Genomic DNA, 16308 nt, shown 5'->3' with positions numbered 1-16308 from the left:
CACGCGGCCGGGCACGGTGAACGCCTCGGCCCGCTGGGTGCGCAGCACGGTCTCGTCGGTCACGGCCCCAACGCTGATTCGCCGCGGAGGTCGGCGGGTACGCCGACACGCGGGCACCGTCCGCCGTCGACTGGCCGACGACGTCGAGCAACCGGCCCGTGGCGGCGTTGACGAAGGTCCAGGTGCCGTCCCCGGTGGTCGACATGATCCACTGCGCGGCCGGGGTGTCGCTCTCTTCCAGCACGGCTTCGTCGTCGCGCACGGCGAGGCGTCCGCCGGTGGCGGCGTTGACGAGGGTGTAGCGCTCACGGTTGCCGTTGCCGTGGGTGAGCCGCCGCACGGACCACAGCTGGGACTTGGCGCTCGGATCGTCCGTGCGGACGACGACGCCGTTGCCGTCTGTGGACGGGGTGAGGGACTTGCCGCTCTGGGCTCCCTGGAGGCGGTAGACGTGGCCGGGCCGCACGAGGGCGGCGTCCTCGGCGGTGCCGGACACGCCGTTCACGAGGAGGGTCGTGACGGACTTCGCCGGGACGGTCACCGTGGCGGAGTCGTCCTTCACGCGCACGGGAGTGCCGCGGACGAGGGCGCCGTCGCCGCTGGTCACCACGGGGGTGACGGTGGCGCCGGGGGCGACGCGCCGGAACCGCGAGAGGTCCAGCGTCACGGCGCGCGGGGTGGTGCCGTTGTTGACGTGCACGACGGTCGCTCCCCGGCCGGACTCGCGTACGGCGGCGACGCTGGAGGGGTCGTCGGCCTTCACGAAGTGGTCGCCGGGCCGGATGTGGTGGGTGAAGTTCCGCAGTGTGTGGAACTTGGTGTTGGTCCGGATCGGGCAGGTCTCCAGGGTGTCCTTCGCCGTGCAGTCGAACGGGAGGTGGATGCTGCCCCAGTTCTTGCCGGCCTGCGCCTGTGGGACGGCGTCCTCGACGGGCTGCCACAACACCCAGGCGGACGGCTCCAGTTCACGGATGTCGTCGACGATCCGGGTGGCGATGCCGAGCCCGGGTTCCATCCCGGTGAAGTCGGTGCCGGTCCCCCAGGTGCCCTCGACCTCGCTCATCCAGAAGGGCCGGTCCGCGGCCTTGGCGCTGTCCCGGGCACTGGTGCGCATGCCGGTGCCGTAGGTGTGCACGTTGAGCTGGTCGACGGCGGCGCGGGCGGAGCTGTCGTAGGCGTTCCAGTTGCGGACGAAGGTGCTGGGGTTGGTCTCGTCCATCGCGGAGACGGTGGCGCGGGTCTTCGCCTTGTCCAGGGCGCGGCGCACGGCCAGCACGACCTTCTGCTGAAGTTCCGGGCCGGCGTGGGCGCCCTCCTGGCGGCCGCCGGTGGGCTGCCCGTCGGGGCCGAGCTGGGTGCCCCAGTAGTTGGTGTTGGGCTCGTTGAGCGGGGCGAGGGTGTCGAACGTGATGCGGTGCTTCTTCTCCAGCTGCTCCGTCACCTTGACCAGGTAGGTGGCGAAGTCGTCGACGCGGTCCGGTCTGATCTGGTCGGTGTTGGCGTCGAAGCCCCCCGAGACATAGCCGCTGACGGTCTGGAACCAGGGCGGCGAGTTGCTGAAGGCCTCCCACTTGGTCACCTTGTTCTTGACCCGGTCCACCCACCAGCGCTGCCCCGCGTCGGCGGACCAGTCCCAGTGGTCCGGGTCGTCGGGGTTCCACCAGTCGGTGTCCTCCCGGGTGGTGCCCTCGGGTGCCTTCCAGAAGCCGTCCATCGTCGCGCCGACCTTCATGTAGTCCTTGCGGACGTCCGGGGCGTTGCCGCCGCCGATGTTGTAGCGCGCGATGTTGAGGCGGAGGCCGTCGTCGCCGAAGAGCATGTCGGCGAGCTTCTGGCGGATGGGCTCCGGGTAGCGGCCCGTGATGTTGGCGAACCAGACGAGGCTCGTCCCCCACCCTTCGAACTCCTGCTGCCGGTAGGACGGGTCGATCCGTAACGTGACCGCGCTGCCGGGCGGTTCGGCGGCAGCGGCGGGAGGCACGGCCACGAGTCCCGCGCCGAGTACCAGGGGGACGGTGAGCGCCGAGGTCCGGGCGAGGCGATGTCTGCTGGACATGGATTCCCTTCGGGAGCGAACAGAACCGCGCAGAACCAATCGAGTTTCCCGAATGTTTTAGGACGGCAATCAACACGTCAAGAGGTGGGGCGAGTTGGGAACCGACGCAGACCCCTTGCCCCTATCCGGCTCGCCGCCCCAGACATGACCGTCCGCATATTCGTCCGAGCGTCGCGTCGCTCGGCGCCGTCCTCGTCGCCTCCGGCTGCTCGGTGGCCGGCGCGGACCTCATCGGCGGCGGCCCGAACACCCCGCGCATCGTCCTTCCCGAGGAACCGCCGGTCTCACGGCCTGTCCGTGGTGCGGCAACTCGCCGACCGGGTCGCCGTGATGCACCTGGGCAGGATCGTGGAGAGGGGCCCCACCGAGGAGGTCCGAGGGCGGCCGCGCCACCCGTAGCCCGGCGGCCTCCGCCACGGGGCGGCGTGTCACTTCCCTCTGACGGAGACCCCGCCGGTCACGGCCTGACGGACTCGGTCAGTCGATGCCGTCCACCTGGAACTCCTGGTCCCGGGCGCCCGTGCAGCGCTGCTGAGCGATCTCGGCACCGGCCGACCGGTCGTCGGCACCGTTGATACCGAGGCACATCCCGTTCTGCACCACGTGTATGCGGTAGACGTCGTCCTCGGAACCGTCGACGGGGTCGAAGAAGAAGTGCTGGCTGGTGCGGTCCGCCGAACAGCTCTCCCAGGGCCAGGGTTCGAGCAGCCCTTCCACGACATGGCCGCTGCCCAGCGCGGTGAGACAGCCGTCGCCGTAGACCGGGTGGCGCCATTGAATGTAGTACGAGCCCGTGTTGCCGACGGACACCAGTGAGAGGTCGGGGGGTGTGGCGTCGCCGCAGGGGCGCTGGACGGCGACCTGGCTTCGGTACCGCCCCTTGCGGTCGTGGCCTTCGGTGATGCAGAGCTTCGGGGCCAGGACGGGCCTGATCCGGGACCTTCCCGGTGCCGGGCCCTCCACGTCGCTGGTCGTGGCGGGGGCCGAGGCGGAGCCGAGCCGTGGTGCCGCACCGGCTCCGCGCGCCTCCGCGTCCCGGTCGCCCGCGTCGCCGGGCAGCAGTGCCCAGGTTCCCACAGCGGCGAGCAGGAGGGCGGCGCCGGCGGATGCGGCGAGGGCTCGCCGGTTCCTGATGCGGGCCAGGGCCGTCGGCTTCGCGGAGTGCTCCCGCTCGATTCGGGGTTCCCGCGTCGCCCCTTCGTCCGCGTACGGCGGCTCGGCGGTGGCCAGTCGGCCCCTGGCCTCCAGCCAGAGGGCGGGATCCTCGTCTCTCCCGCACGCCCGGACGAACGCGGCGACGACCTCCGGGCGTGGCAGCGTGTCCCGGCGCAACGCGTCGGCGACCGTGCTCCGCGCGAGCACGTCCCCGCGCCGTTCCGCGTTCGCTTCCAGCTGGCGGTAGGTCAGTCCGGCCTGTTCCTTGAGGTGCCGCATGCAGGCCACGAACTCCGCGGCGCTGCGCGCCTCCTGTGGTAACGGAAGCTCTTTCCCCATGTCCGCCCATCCTCGTCCGGCCCCTCGCGGTGGACAATCCGGGATTCTGCCAATCGGCGTCCCGTCACTCGCGGTTCCGGACACCCCTCTACAGGCCCGGACATCGGGAGACGGGTGTGGCCTCACGGCAGGAGGGGCCGATCCCCCTCGGGCGGCTCACAGCCGCGGCGGTGCCGCGTCCGCCACGGGGACGCGACACCGCCACGAGTTCATGACCTCAGTGCTTGAAGACGTCCTTCGTCTTCTCCTTGGCCTGCCGGGCGTCGCCCTTGGACTGCTCCGCCCGGCCCTCGGCCGTCAGCCGCTCGTTGCCGACCGCTCGGCCGACCGTCTCCTTGGCCTTGCCCTTGGCCTGCTCGGCCTTCGCTTTGGCCTTCTGCTCTTCAGCCACGGTTCACTCACTCCAAGCCGTGTCCGACTTCGGGGTCACAGCCCGAGTGACCGTTAAGCGGCGGTCCAAACGTGCCCAGGAGTTCACGCGCCAGCGCCCCGCACCACCACCGCTCCGCCTGATCGGGCGACCACCCGCGTTCGCCGGTCAACACGGCGTAGACGTCGATGTTGCACAGCGCCGCGTAGACGTCGACCGCGGACGGCACGTCGAGACCGGAGCGCAGGACGCCGGGCGGCCACGACGAGAAGACCTGCACCCGCGTCCGGTCACCGCGGATTCGGCTGTCGTGGTAGAGCGTGGCCAGCTCCGGTTCGGAGCGGCCCGCTTCCCTCAAGAGGGTGATGACGTCGCCGGCGCGCTCGTAGAGACGCCGGTCGTAACCGGCCATCGCGGCGAGCTGCCGGGCGGGGTCCGTGGTGGGCGACTCCAGCTCCGGCCGTGGCACAGCAGGTGGGGACTGGTGTCGGCCATGCTGCTGTTCGGTTCGGCCGTGCTCACCCCGCTGGTCATGGACCACGCCGGGCCGCTCGGCCTCCTCGGTCTCGCCGATTGGCTGATGTGGGTGGTGTGGATCGTCGCCCACGGGCTCGTCCTGATGCGCCGGACGCCGGTCCGCAGCCGCCAACCGGCCGCTGAAACAGGCCCGTTCGGTCCATGAGAGCCTTGCAATGTTCATGATCGACGTTGCGAGCCCGGAGGACAGGCATGACCATCAACCGGCCGGGGCTGCCCGGGGACCTGCCGTCGGCGCAGACGCTGTGGGCGCGCTGGGCGCTCATCGCCGTACTGGAGGCCACCGCGGAGGACGAAGAGGCGGGCCATCACCGCACGGGGACCTGGGTGGACGACAGGGGCCTCCATCTGGACGACTCGGGTTGCACCTGGTGGGGCTTCGCACGGCGGGGCGAGGGGCGGTACGTGCTCTTCGGCGAGGACGAGTCGAGCGACTGCAAATGGCACGAGCCGCCGGTCGACATGCTCGCCGGCGCCCCCGCCTGGCTGCCCCACAAGAAGCTCCAGGACCTGCTGAGCGGCAACGAACTCGGGTGTGTCTACTGGTTCGAGGACGGGGCCTGGGCTCGCGCCCCGTACCCCGGCACCCTGGACGACGACGGGCTCGACTGCGGGATGAGCCGCTTCGCCGACCGGGGCGCGGTGCTGCGCACGGTCGCCGACGGGGATCACGCCGCCACGTCGGCCCACGACGCCGAGGCGCTGCTGGCCCACGCCGAGAACCACCGGCTCACGCCGGAGCTCCTGATGTCCCTCACGAACGATCCCGACTGGCGGAAACGGGACCAGGCTGCCATGACCAGGGCGCTGGAGCGTGCGGGCCTGAACCGGCCGTGACGCCCCGGCGTCAGTGGCAGCACCCGTCCGCTTCCCCGAGAGGGGGCGCTGTCTCCAGACGGCAGAAGCAGGACGCCTCGATCGGTACGTCGGCCAGCGCGGTCGCCAGCTTGAGCTGGTGGGCCACCAGGGCCGCCTCGCCGGTCCGGCCCATCCGGGTCAGGCACTCGTGGAAGCCGTGCAGGGCCCAGACGTTGCCGGGGTGCTGCAGAGGGCGGGGCAGGGTGTCGTCGAGGCCGAGGTCAGCGCGGTAGACCGCCTCGGCCTCCGCCACCCGGCCCTGTTCCAGCAGCAGTGCGCCGTAGGCGTGGCGGGTGGGCTGCATCCAGCCCCAGGGCTCGTCGTAGGGCAGACCGTCGTCCAGCGCGATGGACCGTTCCAGGGCGGCGAAGGCGAGGTCGTGACGGCCCCTTCGGTATTCGAGCTCTCCGTCCAGCATGGCCGCCGCGACGGCGAGGATGTCGCGGCAGGTGTTGTTGAACAGCATCCGCGTCTCGGGGACCCTGCCCACCGCCTCGCGGAACAGCTCGCGCTCGGTCTCCGCGCGGCCGACCTCGCCGGTGGCCGACAGGGCGACGCCGCGCGCGTAGTGGCGCATGGCGGTGGTCACCGCGTACAGCTTCTGGTCGGTGGGGGCCGGCAGGGCGAGGATGTCGGTCCAGCGGCCGAAGCGGATCAGTACGTGGACGCGCATGGCGAGGAAGCCCTCGAGCCAGTCGGCCATCGGAGGGCTCTGCACCCGCAGCAGGTCCTCGGGGACGGCCGCTTCCAGCTGCGCGGCGGTGTCGAGGGCGACCTGCGCCTGCCCCAGGAACATGGCGCCGTAGATCTTGAAGTGGTAGTTGTGCGCCCGGTAGAGGGTGTAGAAGTTCATCGCTCCGGCGCGCCGGTGGAACTTCTCGTCGGCGGCGATGGCGTCGCTGTTGGCGGCGACGACCCGGCGGTAGTCGCCGCACAGGACGTCGAGGTGCGAGGGCATGTGGTGCAGGTGCCCGGCGTCGGGCACGAGTCCGCGCAGGCGGTCGGCGACGGTGAGGGCCTGCTCCGGCGTCGGGGACATCTCCATCAGGTGGATGTACAGGTGCAGGACCCCCGGATGGCGGGCACCGGCGTCGGTCGCGAGGGCACCGTCCAGGGCGGCCTTGGCCTCCATGGTCCGCGCGCCCTCGGCCGGCTGCCCGGTGCTCAGGTCCCACAGCTGCCAGGGGGTGAGGTTCATCAGGGCGTCGGCGTGGAGGGTGGCGATGTCCGGGTCGTGCGGCGCCAGTTCGTACACCGCGCGCATCGCGTCCGCGTAGGGCTCGTTCCACACCGAGCAGTCCTCGACGGCCTCCGACTGCGGGTAGCGGGCCCGCAGCGCGCCGATCAGGGCTCTTTCGACCGGAGTGGCGTGGACTGCCTTGTCGTGAGCCCGTTCGACGGCCGTGTGCGTGCGTTCGACGGTCCGAGTCAGCTCGTCGCCGTCGAAGAACTCCCAGGGCTTGTTGTAGTTCGGCCCCAGCGCGTAGGCGATCCCCCAGTACGCCATCGCACACTCCGGATCGGCGTCGGCGGCCTTTTCGAAGCAGGCCACGGCTTCCTCGTGGTGGAAGGCGTAGGTCCACATCAGACCGCGATCGAACCAGAGCTGTGCCGTTGAAGAGGATGTCGTGACGGGGCGGCTGTAGGTACCGAGGTCGTAGTAGTCGTCCATGGGTGCTCCTGGAAAGCGGCCGGTTCCTCAGCCATATCTTGGATCGCATGGGCGGGGGCATGCATGAGCGCATGACTGATTTCCCGGGATTCCCGCCCGGCTTCGTGTTCGGCGCCCCGACCGCCTCGTATCGAAGGCCGGCTACCACTGGCACCGGACCATGATCGCCGCGCGGCCGGACTGACGGCGCGGGCGTCAGACGCTGGTCAGGACCTGCGGGGACAAGATCTTGATCATGGTGTTGGTCCAGCGGAGCTGCCGGAGCGTCTGCGGGTGGCAGTCGCTGACCAGGGCCAGGAGTCGCTCGTCCCGGGTGGCCTGCGCCGTCTGGGCGAGCATCTCCCAGTGGAGTGAGTTCCGTGCGGCCGCCAGGTGCGGGTCGCGCATGTCGTGCAGGAGGGGCAGGCCGGTCTCGGGGCGCCGGCCGAGCGCCTCCGACGCCTTCTCCCTGAGCGCGGCGAGCGCGCCGTGCGAAGCGTCGCCGCCCGGGCCCGACAGGCCGAGTCCGTGGTCGCGGCCCGCATGTCGCGGATCAGGTGCAGGTTGTTGACCTGCAGGGCGGCAGCACTGGCCTGGTGGGACTGGTAGACGCCCTGGAGGACGGTGCACAGCAGCCGCTCCGCCGTGCCGAGGATCTCCGCCGCCCGCTCGATCTGGGCCGCCGGCACGTCGTAGATCCCGGCCGCCCACTTGGGGGTGCACTCCTCGACCCACGGCCGCGCGTTCCTCGAAGCCGACGGTGTGCGCGTCGATGGAGGCACGGTCGATCCGGCCGGTGCGGATGATCTCGTGCAGAAGGGCGTTGAGCGGTGCGACGTTCGTGCCCGCGCGCGGGGCCAGGTGGACGTCGGCCCGCCGGGCGACCTGGGTGAAGCGCGGGGCCACGCACACCAGCCGGGGCGGGTCGCCGCCCTCCAGGCGGTCCAGGAGCCGCATCCACAGCACTGTCTGCGTTTCGGTCATGTTGTACCCGAACAGGGCGACGGTGTCGGCGTGGTCGATGTCCTCGTACGAGCCGGGCTGCCCGTCGCAGCCGAAGACCAGGGCATGCCGGGCCGGTACGGGGTACGCGCGCCCCACGGATCCGCGATCCGGTCGGCCGAGGTGTCCACGGTCCCACCTCCCACAGGCGAACGCTCTCCCCCGGCGGGCAGCCGGCTCCGGCTCACCGAAGTCCGGTGACGCAGAGTGCATGAAGGTGACACAGTGAGCACACGGCGTAGCGGCACACGATCATCTTTTCGTTCGATCGTGGGCACGTTCGCCACTGGGCTGGCACGGCCCAACTGCCGCTCCCTAGGATGTACTTCCTGTCCAGCCAGTCCGTTGGCGCGGCACCACGCAGGGGGATCGATGCACTCCGAGAAGCAGTTGTCCACCGAGATCGACGCGACCGTGCCGACCGCAGCCCGCATGTACGACCACTACCTGGGCGGCAAGGACAACTACGCGGCCGACCGCGCCGCATGCGAGGAACTGGACAAGGTCGTGCCCAGCACGCGTCGCCTCGCCCTGAACAACCGGCGCTTCCTCCAGCGTGTCGTGAAGACCCTCTCCGAGGAGTTCGGCATCCGGCAGTACCTGGACCACGGATCCGGTCTGCCGACGCAGGACAACGTGCACCAGGTCGCCCAGCGCATCGACCCGACGACCCACGTGGTGTACGTCGACAACGACCCGATGGTGCTGGTCCACGGCCGGGCGCTGCTGGAGCAGGACGAGCGCACCACCGTCATCCACGCGGACATGCGCGAGACCGACCTGATCTTCGATCACCCCGACACCAAGCGGCTGATCGACTTCTCCGAGCCGGTGTGCGTGCTGTTCAACTCGGTGTTCCACTGCATCCCGGACAGCGACACCGACGGGCCGCTCGCGGTGGCCCGCCGCGTGCGGGAACGGCTCGCGCCCGGCAGTTTCATGGTGATGTGCCAGTTGGTCAGCGAGGACGCCGAGGTCCGTGACTTCGTCACGAACTTCATGGACCAGGCGACGCAGGGACATTGGGGCCGCGTGCGGGAGCCGAAGGACGTCGCCACGTACTTCGAGGATCTGGAGATCCTGGAGCCGGGTCTTGTGGAGGTGTCCACCTGGCGTCCGGACACCGAGGTGGTGCCCCGTCAGCTCACGCACGAGTGGATCGAGTTCGGCGGCGTGGGATGTATTCCGTCGGAGAAGTGACCGCGAGGCCCTGCGCGGGACGCCGGTGGTCCCGCGCGCGGCGCCCTCGCGTCAGGGGTAGCGCTGCTCCATCGTCTGACGCAGCAGCTCCAGGGAGTCGCGGGGCTTGAGCGCCTCGTCGGCGAGCCGGTCCAGCGCGATCCGGTACTCCTCCGTCTCGTCGCGGTCCTCGAGGAAGTTCGCGCTCTTGATGTGCTCCAGATAGACCACGTCGGGAAGGTCGAGGCCGCCGAAGCGCAGATAGGTGACCGGGATGGCCGGCGCCGAGGCGTTCGTGACGCTCAGCGGCACGATCTGCAGGGTCACGTTGGGGCGTCCGGCCATCTCCACGAGGTGCGCGAGCTGCTCCCGCATCACGTCGGTGCTGCCGAGAACGCGCAGCAGCACGGACTCGTCGATGATCGCCCAGAGCTGCGGGGCGTCGGTCCGCGACAGCAACCGCGCCCGCCGTTCCCGGAGTTCGACGCGACGCCGCACCTCACCGGCCGGGGCGTTGGGCAGGCCTCGCTCCACCACGGCCCTGGTGTAGTCAGGGGTCTGCAACAGACCGGGCACGTACTGGATCTCGAAGGTACGGATGGTGGCGGCGGCCTCCTGGAGCCCGACCAGCCGGTCGAACCACTCGGGCATCAGCCGCTTGTCGTAGCGCTGCCACCAGCCCGGCTCACCGGCACGCTGCAGCAGTTTGAGCAGCACCGAGACCTCGTAGTCGTCGGTGCCGTAGAGCTGCAGCAGCGCGCGGACGTCGTTCTCCGTCGGCGGGCGGCGACCCTTGCCCGCTTCGATGCGGGACAGTTTCGCGGGACTGAAGCCGACAGCACGTGCCGCCTGGTCCTGTGCGAGCCCGGCGTCCTCGCGGAAGCCTGCAAGCTGCACACCGACCAGCATCTTCAGCAGAGTCGGCGCGGGCTCCGGCTTGTCCAGGTAGGGTTCCAGACGGGAGATGTGATGCGACGCGGCGGACATCCTGACTCCCAGCAGACCGGCACAAGGGCGACTTACACTATCGCACTCCGCCCGGTCTTCCCGCACCTGCCCGAAGAAGCCATCTGGAAGTGGGTAGTTGAGCTCCGGTCACAACAGGTGGTCGAACTCACCGTCCTTCGCCCCGGCCACGAACGCCGCCACCTCCGCCGCCGTGTAGACGAGCGCGGGCCCGTCGGGGTCACGGGAGTTGCGCATCGCGATGCCCCCGTCGACGAGGGTGGCCACTTCGACGCAGTTGCCCTCGGCGTTGCTGTGCCGGCTCTTGATCCAGCAGGCGTCCAACGAGCTTGCCTGCACTCCGTTCTGCACTGGTGGCATCGCAGTCTCCTTGCTGTTCTCGTTCCGACTCGCGTACCCGCAACGGCTTGATGTGTGCGCAATTTCTCGTGCAATTGCACGCGAGGGTCGTCAGCGTGGATAATAGCCGCGGCGTCAACCCCCGGGCCGACGCCGAGTCCTGACGTCGCATCGGGGAGATGCCGTGTCATCAGCCGCGCAGCACGTGCTCCGTCCACCGAGTGAGGTGGCGGCACACACGAGCGCACCCGGCACGAGCACCACACTCCCGGCCAGGCCGCACGCGGTGGCGTCGTACGAGGTCCCGCCTTCGGCGCCGCGGACGCCGCCGCAGTTCTCCGGTTCCCTGTCCGCCTCGGCCGACCTGCGTGTCGAGTGCAGCCGGGAGGGGTTCTCGCGGGCCCGGTCCTTCACTCGTGACACGCTGCACGGCTGGGCCCTCGACCACCGCCGCGACGACACCACCCTCGTCATCACCGAGCTCGCCGCCAACGCCGCGACCCACGCGGCGCCGGGGACAGCGGATGCGCCGGGTGGGCCGGAGATCCGCCTCGGACTGCTCCTGGACCCCACTCACCTGCTGATCAGCGTCTCCGATCCCGACGACCACCCGCCCGTGTACGGACCCGAAGGCTCCGGCCTCGTGGAGCACGGCCGGGGCCTGTACATCGTCAATGCCCTGTCCGAGGAGTGGGGCTGGACCCCCTGCCCTCCGGCGGGCAAGACGGTCTGGGCCAGGTTGTCGACCCGTCCACCCCACTGACACGACTGCCGCGGAAAGGCCCCTCGCCATGCGCAGCGCTTCGACGGAACACCCGAGCAGCGAGCGCCCACAGCGCCCCGACGTCCCCACCGGGGTGGCCAGGAACACGCCGCTCATGACGCTGGACCGCGTGCCCTGGAGCGACATCCAGGACTCCACCGGTTCGGCGACAGCCATTCCCCTCCTGCTCAACGGCATCGCCTGGGGTGACGCCGACACCGCCCGGTCCGCCCTCGGCGATCTGCGGAAACGGATCTGCCAGTTCGGCTTCGTCGTGGAGCAGGCGACGGCCGCCACGGTCCCCTTCCTCTGGGAGCTCGCGAAACTGCCGCAGGTGACCTGCCGGCCCCAGATCATCCAGCTGCTCAAGAACATCGCCGACGCCCGGCAGTGGGAGAGCATCGCCGCCGCCTACCCGAAGCTGCTGAACCGCCGGGAGAACCCGGTGGTGTGGGAGCGTGCGGCGCGTCAGGCGGTGCGTGCGCGGCGCGGAGAGCTCGGGCGGCTGCTGGCGGACCAGGACACGGAGATCGCCCGGGCGACGACCGAGCTCGCCCGTTCCCTGGGTGCCTGACGCTCGCCGCGCCCATTCACCGAAAGACGTGATGAAACGGTGAGAACCCCTTGTCACCATGGGTAATGCCCCTCGCCTCCCGGGGCGTGGCAGTGTAGACATGTGCCATGGTCCGACTCATGGGTCGATCCGGGACTCGATCGCCCCTGCGGCCCGGCGCCGCGCCGCCCACGCGGCAGCGGCGGGAGGCGGGGCCGTCGCGGTGGAATCCGGTGGCGGGGCTGCGGCCGGCGCTGGGGGGACGAAGCGTCGCCGGACAGGTGTTCCTGCTCGTCGTGGTGATCGTGCTGCTGCTGGTGGTGGCGGCCGTGGTGGCACTGGTCCTTCAGGTGCGTCACGACACGACCCAGGAGGCCCGCAACCGCTCACTCGCCGTCGCCGAGACCTTCGCCAACGCTCCGGGCACCATCGCTGCGTTGGAGAGCCCCGACCCCACGGCGGTGCTCCAGCCGCGCGCCGAAGCCGCCCGTGAGCAGTCGAAGGTCGACTTCATCGTCGTCATGAACACCGACGGGATCCGTTACACCCATCCCAAGCCGGACCGCATCGGGAAGAAGTTCGTCGGAACCCTGGCACCCGCCCTCGCCGGGGAGACGGTGATCGAGCAGGTCGAAGGCACCATCGGACCCCTCGTGCAGGCCGTGGTGCCGGTGAAGGCCCCGGACGGCAAGGTCGTCGGCCTGGTGTCGGCGGGGATCACGACCAAGAAGGTCGGAGGCACCGCCGACCGCCAGCTGCCGCTCGTGCTGTCCGCCGCCGCGGTGGCACTCGGTCTCGCGACAGCGGGCGCCGCACTGGTGAGCAGGCGGCTGCTGCGCCAGACGCACGGGCTCGGGCCGCACGAGATGACCCGGATGTACGAGCACCACGACGCCGTGCTGCACGCCGTACGCGAGGGCGTGCTCATCGTCGACGACGGAGGCACCCTGCTGCTCGCCAACGACGAGGCGCACCGCCTGCTCGGGCTGCCGGCCGACGCCGAAGGGCGGCACGTCCTCAGTCTGGGCCTCGACCCGGGCACCGCCGACCTGCTGGCCTCCGGGCGCGTCGCCACCGACGAGGTGCATCTCGTCGGGGACCGGCTGCTGGCCGTCAACCAGCGCACCACGGACCGTGCGGGCGTTCCGCCCGGCAGCGTCGCCACCCTGCGCGACTCGACGGAGCTGCGTGCCCTGTCCGGCCGGGCCGAGACGGCGCGGGAGCGGCTCAACATGCTGTACGACGCCGGGGTGGGTATCGGGACGAGCCTGGACGTGACCCGTACCGCCGAGGAGCTGACCGAGCTGGCCGTGCCGCGGTTCGCCGACTTCGTCACCGTGGACCTGTTCGACGCGGTGCTGGGCGGCGGGCAGCCCGACGCGGCGGCCACTCTCAGCCGCACTGCGCTGAGCGGGATCCGCAAGGACGCGCCCCTCTATCCCGTCGGTGAGCGGATCAGGTTCGTCGACTCGTCCCCCCAGGGCCACAGCCTCGACACCGGACGGCCGGTGCTGGAGCCCCGGCTGGGCGCGGCCCCCGGCTGGCAGGCACAGGACCTCGAGCGCTCCGCGCAGATCGTGGAGTACGGCATCCACTCCCTGATCACCGTGCCACTGCGGGCCGGCGCCCTGGTGCTGGGTGTGGTCAGCTTCTGGCGCTCCGAGAAGCCCGAGCCGTTCGACCCGGACGAGCTGGCTCTGGCGGAGGAGCTGGTCGCGCGGGCCGCCGTCTCCATCGACAACGCGCGCCGCTACACCCGTGAGCACAGCATGGCGGTGACGCTGCAGCGCAGTCTGCTGCCCCGGAACCTGCCCGAACAGGACGCGCTGGAGATCGCCTACCGCTATCTGCCCGCGCAGGCCGGGGTGGGCGGCGACTGGTTCGACGTGCTCCCCTTGTCCGGGGCTCGGGTAGCCCTCGTGGTCGGGGACGTCGTCGGCCACGGGCTGCACGCCGCGGCGACCATGGGGCGGCTGCGCACGGCCGTGCACAACTTCTCCTCCCTCGACCTCCCGCCCGACGAGCTGATCAGCCTGCTGGACGAGCTGGTCCTCCGTATCGACCAGGACGAGACGGAGGAGGAGGGCAGCGCCCCGGTCACCGGCGCGACCTGCCTGTACGCCGTCTACGACCCGGTCTCCCGGCGCTGCACCGTCGCACGGGCCGGGCATCCCCCGCCGGCCCTGATCCGGCCCGACGGCAGCGTGGAGTTCCCGGACGTGCCGGCCGGTCCCCCGCTCGGACTCGGAGGTCTGCCGTTCGAGACGGCGGAGCTGGAGCTGGCGGAGGGCAGCCGGCTCGTCCTCTACACCGACGGGCTGGTCGAGGACCGTGAGCGGGACATCGACGTCGGTCTGGAGATGCTGGGCGAGGCGCTGGGCCGTGCCGGGGAGTCCCCCGAGGAGACCTGCCAGGCCGTGCTGGACTCGCAGCTCACGGCCCGCTCCAGCGACGACATCGCCCTGATCGTCGCGCGCACGCGGGCGCTCACCGCCGACCGGGTCGCCGAATGGCCGGTGCCGGCCGACCCGGCAGCCGTGGGCGAGGTGCGGGCGGCGGTCACCCGGCAGCTGGCCGAGTGGGGGCTCGACGATCTGACGTTCACCACCGAGCTGATCCTGAGCGAGCTGGTGACCAACGCGCTCCGGTACGGCGGCGGCCCCATCCACGTGCGAGTGATGCGCGACCGCAACCTGATCTGCGAGGTGTTCGACAGCAGCAGCACCTCGCCGCACCTGCGGTACGCGACGATGACGGACGAGGGCGGGCGCGGGCTGTTCCTCGTCGCGCAGCTCGCCGAGCGCTGGGGCACGCGTTACCTGCCGGCGGGGAAGGTGATCTGGGCGGAGCAGCCGTTGCCGTGAGCGGTCACCGCTCCGAGCGCCGCGCTGAGGTCGGCGGCCGGCAGGTCAGGCGCATGGCGCGCGGCGTCGCCGTGGCGCCGTGACGTCGATAAGGCCACCTGTGACCGGTCATAAAGTCGCCTTATGAGCTCATAGACCGGACCCGCGTACCAACTTAGGCATGCCTCAGTTTAGGCTTCACAGCGAGATCGCTTGTCGCCGCTCGAAGGGAACCTGACCATGCCCCGCCCCCTGCGGGTAGCCATCGTCGGATCCGGCCCCGCCGGGATCTACGCCGCCGACGCCCTGCTCAAGTCCGAGGTGGCCGCCGAACCCGGCGTGTCCATCGACATCTTCGAGCGCATGCCGGCGCCGTTCGGTCTGATCCGCTATGGCGTCGCCCCCGACCACCCGCGGATCAAGGGCATCATCACGGCCCTGCACCAGGTCCTCGACAAACCGCAGATCCGGCTCTTCGGCAACGTGGACTACGGCACCGACATCAGCCTGGACGACCTCCGAGCGTTCTACGACGGCGTGATCTTCGCCACCGGCGCGACGGCCGACCGGTCGATGTCCGTCCCGGGCATCGACCTCGACGGCTCGTACGGTGCCGCGGACTTCGTGTCCTGGTACGACGGCCACCCGGACGTGCCGCGCACCTGGCCGCTGGAGGCGGAGAAGGTCGCCGTGCTCGGCGTCGGCAACGTCGCGCTCGACATCGCGCGCGTCCTGGCCAAGACGGCGGACGAGCTGCTGCCGACGGAGATCCCGCCGAACGTCTACGAGGGTCTGAAGGCCAACCGGGCCAAGGAGATCCACGTGTTCGGCCGGCGGGGCCCGGCGCAGGCGAAGTTCAGCCCGATGGAGCTGCGGGAGCTGGACCACTCCCCCAACATCGAGGTCATCGTCGACCCCGAGGACATCGACTACGACGAGGGCTCCATCGCCACCCGGCGCGGCAACAAGCAGGCCGACATGGTCGCCAAGACCCTGGAGAACTGGGCGATCCGCGACGTCGGCGACCGGCCCCACAAGCTCTTCCTGCACTTCTTCGAGTCGCCGGTCGAGGTCCTCGGCGAGGACGGGAAGGTCGTCGGCCTGCGCACCGAGCGCACGGAACTGGACGGCACCGGCAACGTCAAGGGCACCGGCACCTTCAACACCTGGGACGTCGGCGCGGTCTACCGCGCGGTCGGCTACCTGTCGGACAAACTCCCCAAGCTGCCCTGGGACCTCGACTCGGGCACCGTCCCCGACGAGGGCGGCCGGGTCATGCAGGAGACCGGAGAGCATCTGCAGTCCACGTACGTCACCGGCTGGATCCGTCGTGGCCCCGTGGGCCTGATCGGTCACACCAAGGGCGACGCCAACGAGACGGTGTCCAACCTGCTGGACGACTACGCGAACGGCCGGCTGCACACGCCCGCCTCCCCCACCCTCGAGGCCGTGGACTCGTTCCTCGCCGAGCGGAACGTCCGCTTCACCACCTGGCAGGGCTGGTACGAGCTGGACGCCGCGGAGAAGGCGCTGGGCGAGCCCGAGGGGCGCGAGCGCGTGAAGATCGTCGAGCGTGAGGACATGCTGCGGGCGAGCGGCGCCTGACACCTCACACCTCGGGGCGGGTTCGGTGGCGATGTCACCGAACCCGCCCTTCTGCGTACTTGAAGCGTGTACGATCCGGATGCTTCACCGAA

At 70.6% G+C, this 16308-nt stretch carries 13 protein-coding genes and 3 pseudogenes; 7 read left to right on the top strand and 9 right to left on the bottom strand.

The window, feature by feature from the left end:
* The 4 genes and pseudogenes from SSQG_RS36765 to SSQG_RS36755 form a co-directional block, all read right to left on the bottom strand.
* Positions 1-2056 (bottom strand): annotated as a pseudogene (locus tag SSQG_RS36765) (RICIN domain-containing protein); the annotation flags it as partial.
* Between the two features lie 477 nt (positions 2057-2533).
* Positions 2534-3550 carry an XRE family transcriptional regulator gene (locus tag SSQG_RS36760; protein ID WP_003995074.1) on the bottom strand — a complete coding sequence of 339 codons (1017 nt, stop codon included), beginning with the start codon at positions 3548-3550 and terminating at the stop codon, positions 2534-2536.
* Between the two features lie 217 nt (positions 3551-3767).
* A complete protein-coding gene (locus tag SSQG_RS40105) occupies positions 3768-3941 on the bottom strand; it encodes a CsbD family protein (protein WP_003995073.1) in 174 nt (57 codons plus the stop codon).
* A 7-nt stretch (positions 3942-3948) separates the two neighbouring features.
* Positions 3949-4389, bottom strand: a complete 441-nt coding sequence (locus SSQG_RS36755) for a hypothetical protein (protein ID WP_244299385.1) — start codon at positions 4387-4389, stop codon at positions 3949-3951.
* Positions 4390-4404: 15 nt separating this feature from the next.
* On the opposite strand from SSQG_RS36755, the gene SSQG_RS36750 reads away from it, so the two are divergent.
* Together SSQG_RS36750 and SSQG_RS36745 are read left to right on the top strand one after the other, a co-directional pair.
* A complete protein-coding gene (locus SSQG_RS36750) occupies positions 4405-4602 on the top strand; it encodes a hypothetical protein (RefSeq protein ID WP_208865696.1) in 198 nt (65 codons plus the stop codon).
* A 47-nt stretch (positions 4603-4649) separates the two neighbouring features.
* On the top strand, positions 4650-5294 hold the full coding sequence (locus SSQG_RS36745; RefSeq protein ID WP_003995071.1) for a hypothetical protein: 645 nt from the start codon (positions 4650-4652) through the stop codon (positions 5292-5294).
* 10 nt (positions 5295-5304) lie between these two features.
* On the opposite strand, the gene SSQG_RS36740 is transcribed toward SSQG_RS36745, so the two are convergent.
* The 3 genes and pseudogenes from SSQG_RS36740 to SSQG_RS40100 form a co-directional block, all read right to left on the bottom strand.
* Complete coding sequence (locus SSQG_RS36740) at positions 5305-6987, bottom strand: hypothetical protein (RefSeq protein WP_003995070.1); 1683 nt, start codon at positions 6985-6987, stop codon at positions 5305-5307.
* A 195-nt stretch (positions 6988-7182) separates the two neighbouring features.
* Positions 7183-7506, bottom strand: a pseudogene (locus SSQG_RS36735) (hypothetical protein); the annotation flags it as partial.
* A 2-nt stretch (positions 7507-7508) separates the two neighbouring features.
* Positions 7509-8025: pseudogene (locus SSQG_RS40100) on the bottom strand (molybdopterin-dependent oxidoreductase); the annotation flags it as partial.
* A gap of 315 nt (positions 8026-8340) precedes the next feature.
* Here SSQG_RS40100 and SSQG_RS36730 point away from each other — a divergent pair.
* The gene (locus SSQG_RS36730) at positions 8341-9168 is read left to right on the top strand and encodes an SAM-dependent methyltransferase (RefSeq protein WP_003995068.1); all 828 of its coding nucleotides are present in this window, start codon (positions 8341-8343) and stop codon (positions 9166-9168) included.
* Positions 9169-9219: 51 nt separating this feature from the next.
* Here the strand turns inward: SSQG_RS36730 and SSQG_RS36725 are convergent, their stop codons facing one another.
* On the bottom strand, positions 9220-10134 hold the full coding sequence (locus SSQG_RS36725; protein ID WP_003995067.1) for a helix-turn-helix domain-containing protein: 915 nt from the start codon (positions 10132-10134) through the stop codon (positions 9220-9222).
* Positions 10135-10242: 108 nt separating this feature from the next.
* On the bottom strand, positions 10243-10473 hold the full coding sequence (locus SSQG_RS36720; protein WP_003995066.1) for a DUF397 domain-containing protein: 231 nt from the start codon (positions 10471-10473) through the stop codon (positions 10243-10245).
* A 163-nt stretch (positions 10474-10636) separates the two neighbouring features.
* Between SSQG_RS36720 and SSQG_RS36715 the strand changes: the two genes are divergently transcribed.
* The 4 genes from SSQG_RS36715 (at position 10637) to SSQG_RS36700 (ending at position 16216) form a co-directional block, all read left to right on the top strand.
* Positions 10637-11215, top strand: coding sequence for an ATP-binding protein (locus SSQG_RS36715; protein WP_003995065.1), 579 nt, complete (start codon positions 10637-10639; stop codon positions 11213-11215).
* Positions 11216-11243: 28 nt separating this feature from the next.
* Positions 11244-11789, top strand: coding sequence for a hypothetical protein (locus SSQG_RS36710; RefSeq protein WP_003995064.1), 546 nt, complete (start codon positions 11244-11246; stop codon positions 11787-11789).
* Positions 11790-11908: 119 nt separating this feature from the next.
* Positions 11909-14632 carry a SpoIIE family protein phosphatase/ATP-binding protein gene (locus tag SSQG_RS36705; protein ID WP_078506985.1) on the top strand — a complete coding sequence of 908 codons (2724 nt, stop codon included), beginning with the start codon at positions 11909-11911 and terminating at the stop codon, positions 14630-14632.
* A 219-nt stretch (positions 14633-14851) separates the two neighbouring features.
* Positions 14852-16216, top strand: coding sequence for an FAD-dependent oxidoreductase (locus SSQG_RS36700; RefSeq protein WP_003995062.1), 1365 nt, complete (start codon positions 14852-14854; stop codon positions 16214-16216).
* Positions 16217-16308: the final 92 nt, after the last annotated feature.

Source organism: Streptomyces viridochromogenes DSM 40736 (assembly GCF_000158955.1).
In the GTDB taxonomy this organism is placed as follows: Bacteria; Actinomycetota; Actinomycetes; order Streptomycetales; family Streptomycetaceae; genus Streptomyces; species Streptomyces venetus.
Note: the sequence above shows the minus strand (reverse complement) of the source record. Positions and strands in the feature narration are given on the sequence as shown.

What these genes read in the sequence shown, in the direction of transcription:
- SSQG_RS36760 (WP_003995074.1), bottom strand. Translation starts at nt 3,550, where the DNA reads ATGGGGAAAGAGCTTCCGTTACCACAGGAGGCGCGCAGCGCCGCGGAG.
- SSQG_RS36745 (WP_003995071.1), top strand. Translation starts at nt 4,650, where the DNA reads ATGACCATCAACCGGCCGGGGCTGCCCGGGGACCTGCCGTCGGCGCAG.
- SSQG_RS36740 (WP_003995070.1), bottom strand. Translation starts at nt 6,987, where the DNA reads ATGGACGACTACTACGACCTCGGTACCTACAGCCGCCCCGTCACGACA.
- SSQG_RS36730 (WP_003995068.1), top strand. Translation starts at nt 8,341, where the DNA reads ATGCACTCCGAGAAGCAGTTGTCCACCGAGATCGACGCGACCGTGCCG.
- SSQG_RS36725 (WP_003995067.1), bottom strand. Translation starts at nt 10,134, where the DNA reads ATGTCCGCCGCGTCGCATCACATCTCCCGTCTGGAACCCTACCTGGAC.
- SSQG_RS36720 (WP_003995066.1), bottom strand. Translation starts at nt 10,473, where the DNA reads ATGCCACCAGTGCAGAACGGAGTGCAGGCAAGCTCGTTGGACGCCTGC.
- SSQG_RS36710 (WP_003995064.1), top strand. Translation starts at nt 11,244, where the DNA reads ATGCGCAGCGCTTCGACGGAACACCCGAGCAGCGAGCGCCCACAGCGC.
- SSQG_RS36705 (WP_078506985.1), top strand. Translation starts at nt 11,909, where the DNA reads ATGGGTCGATCCGGGACTCGATCGCCCCTGCGGCCCGGCGCCGCGCCG.
- SSQG_RS36700 (WP_003995062.1), top strand. Translation starts at nt 14,852, where the DNA reads ATGCCCCGCCCCCTGCGGGTAGCCATCGTCGGATCCGGCCCCGCCGGG.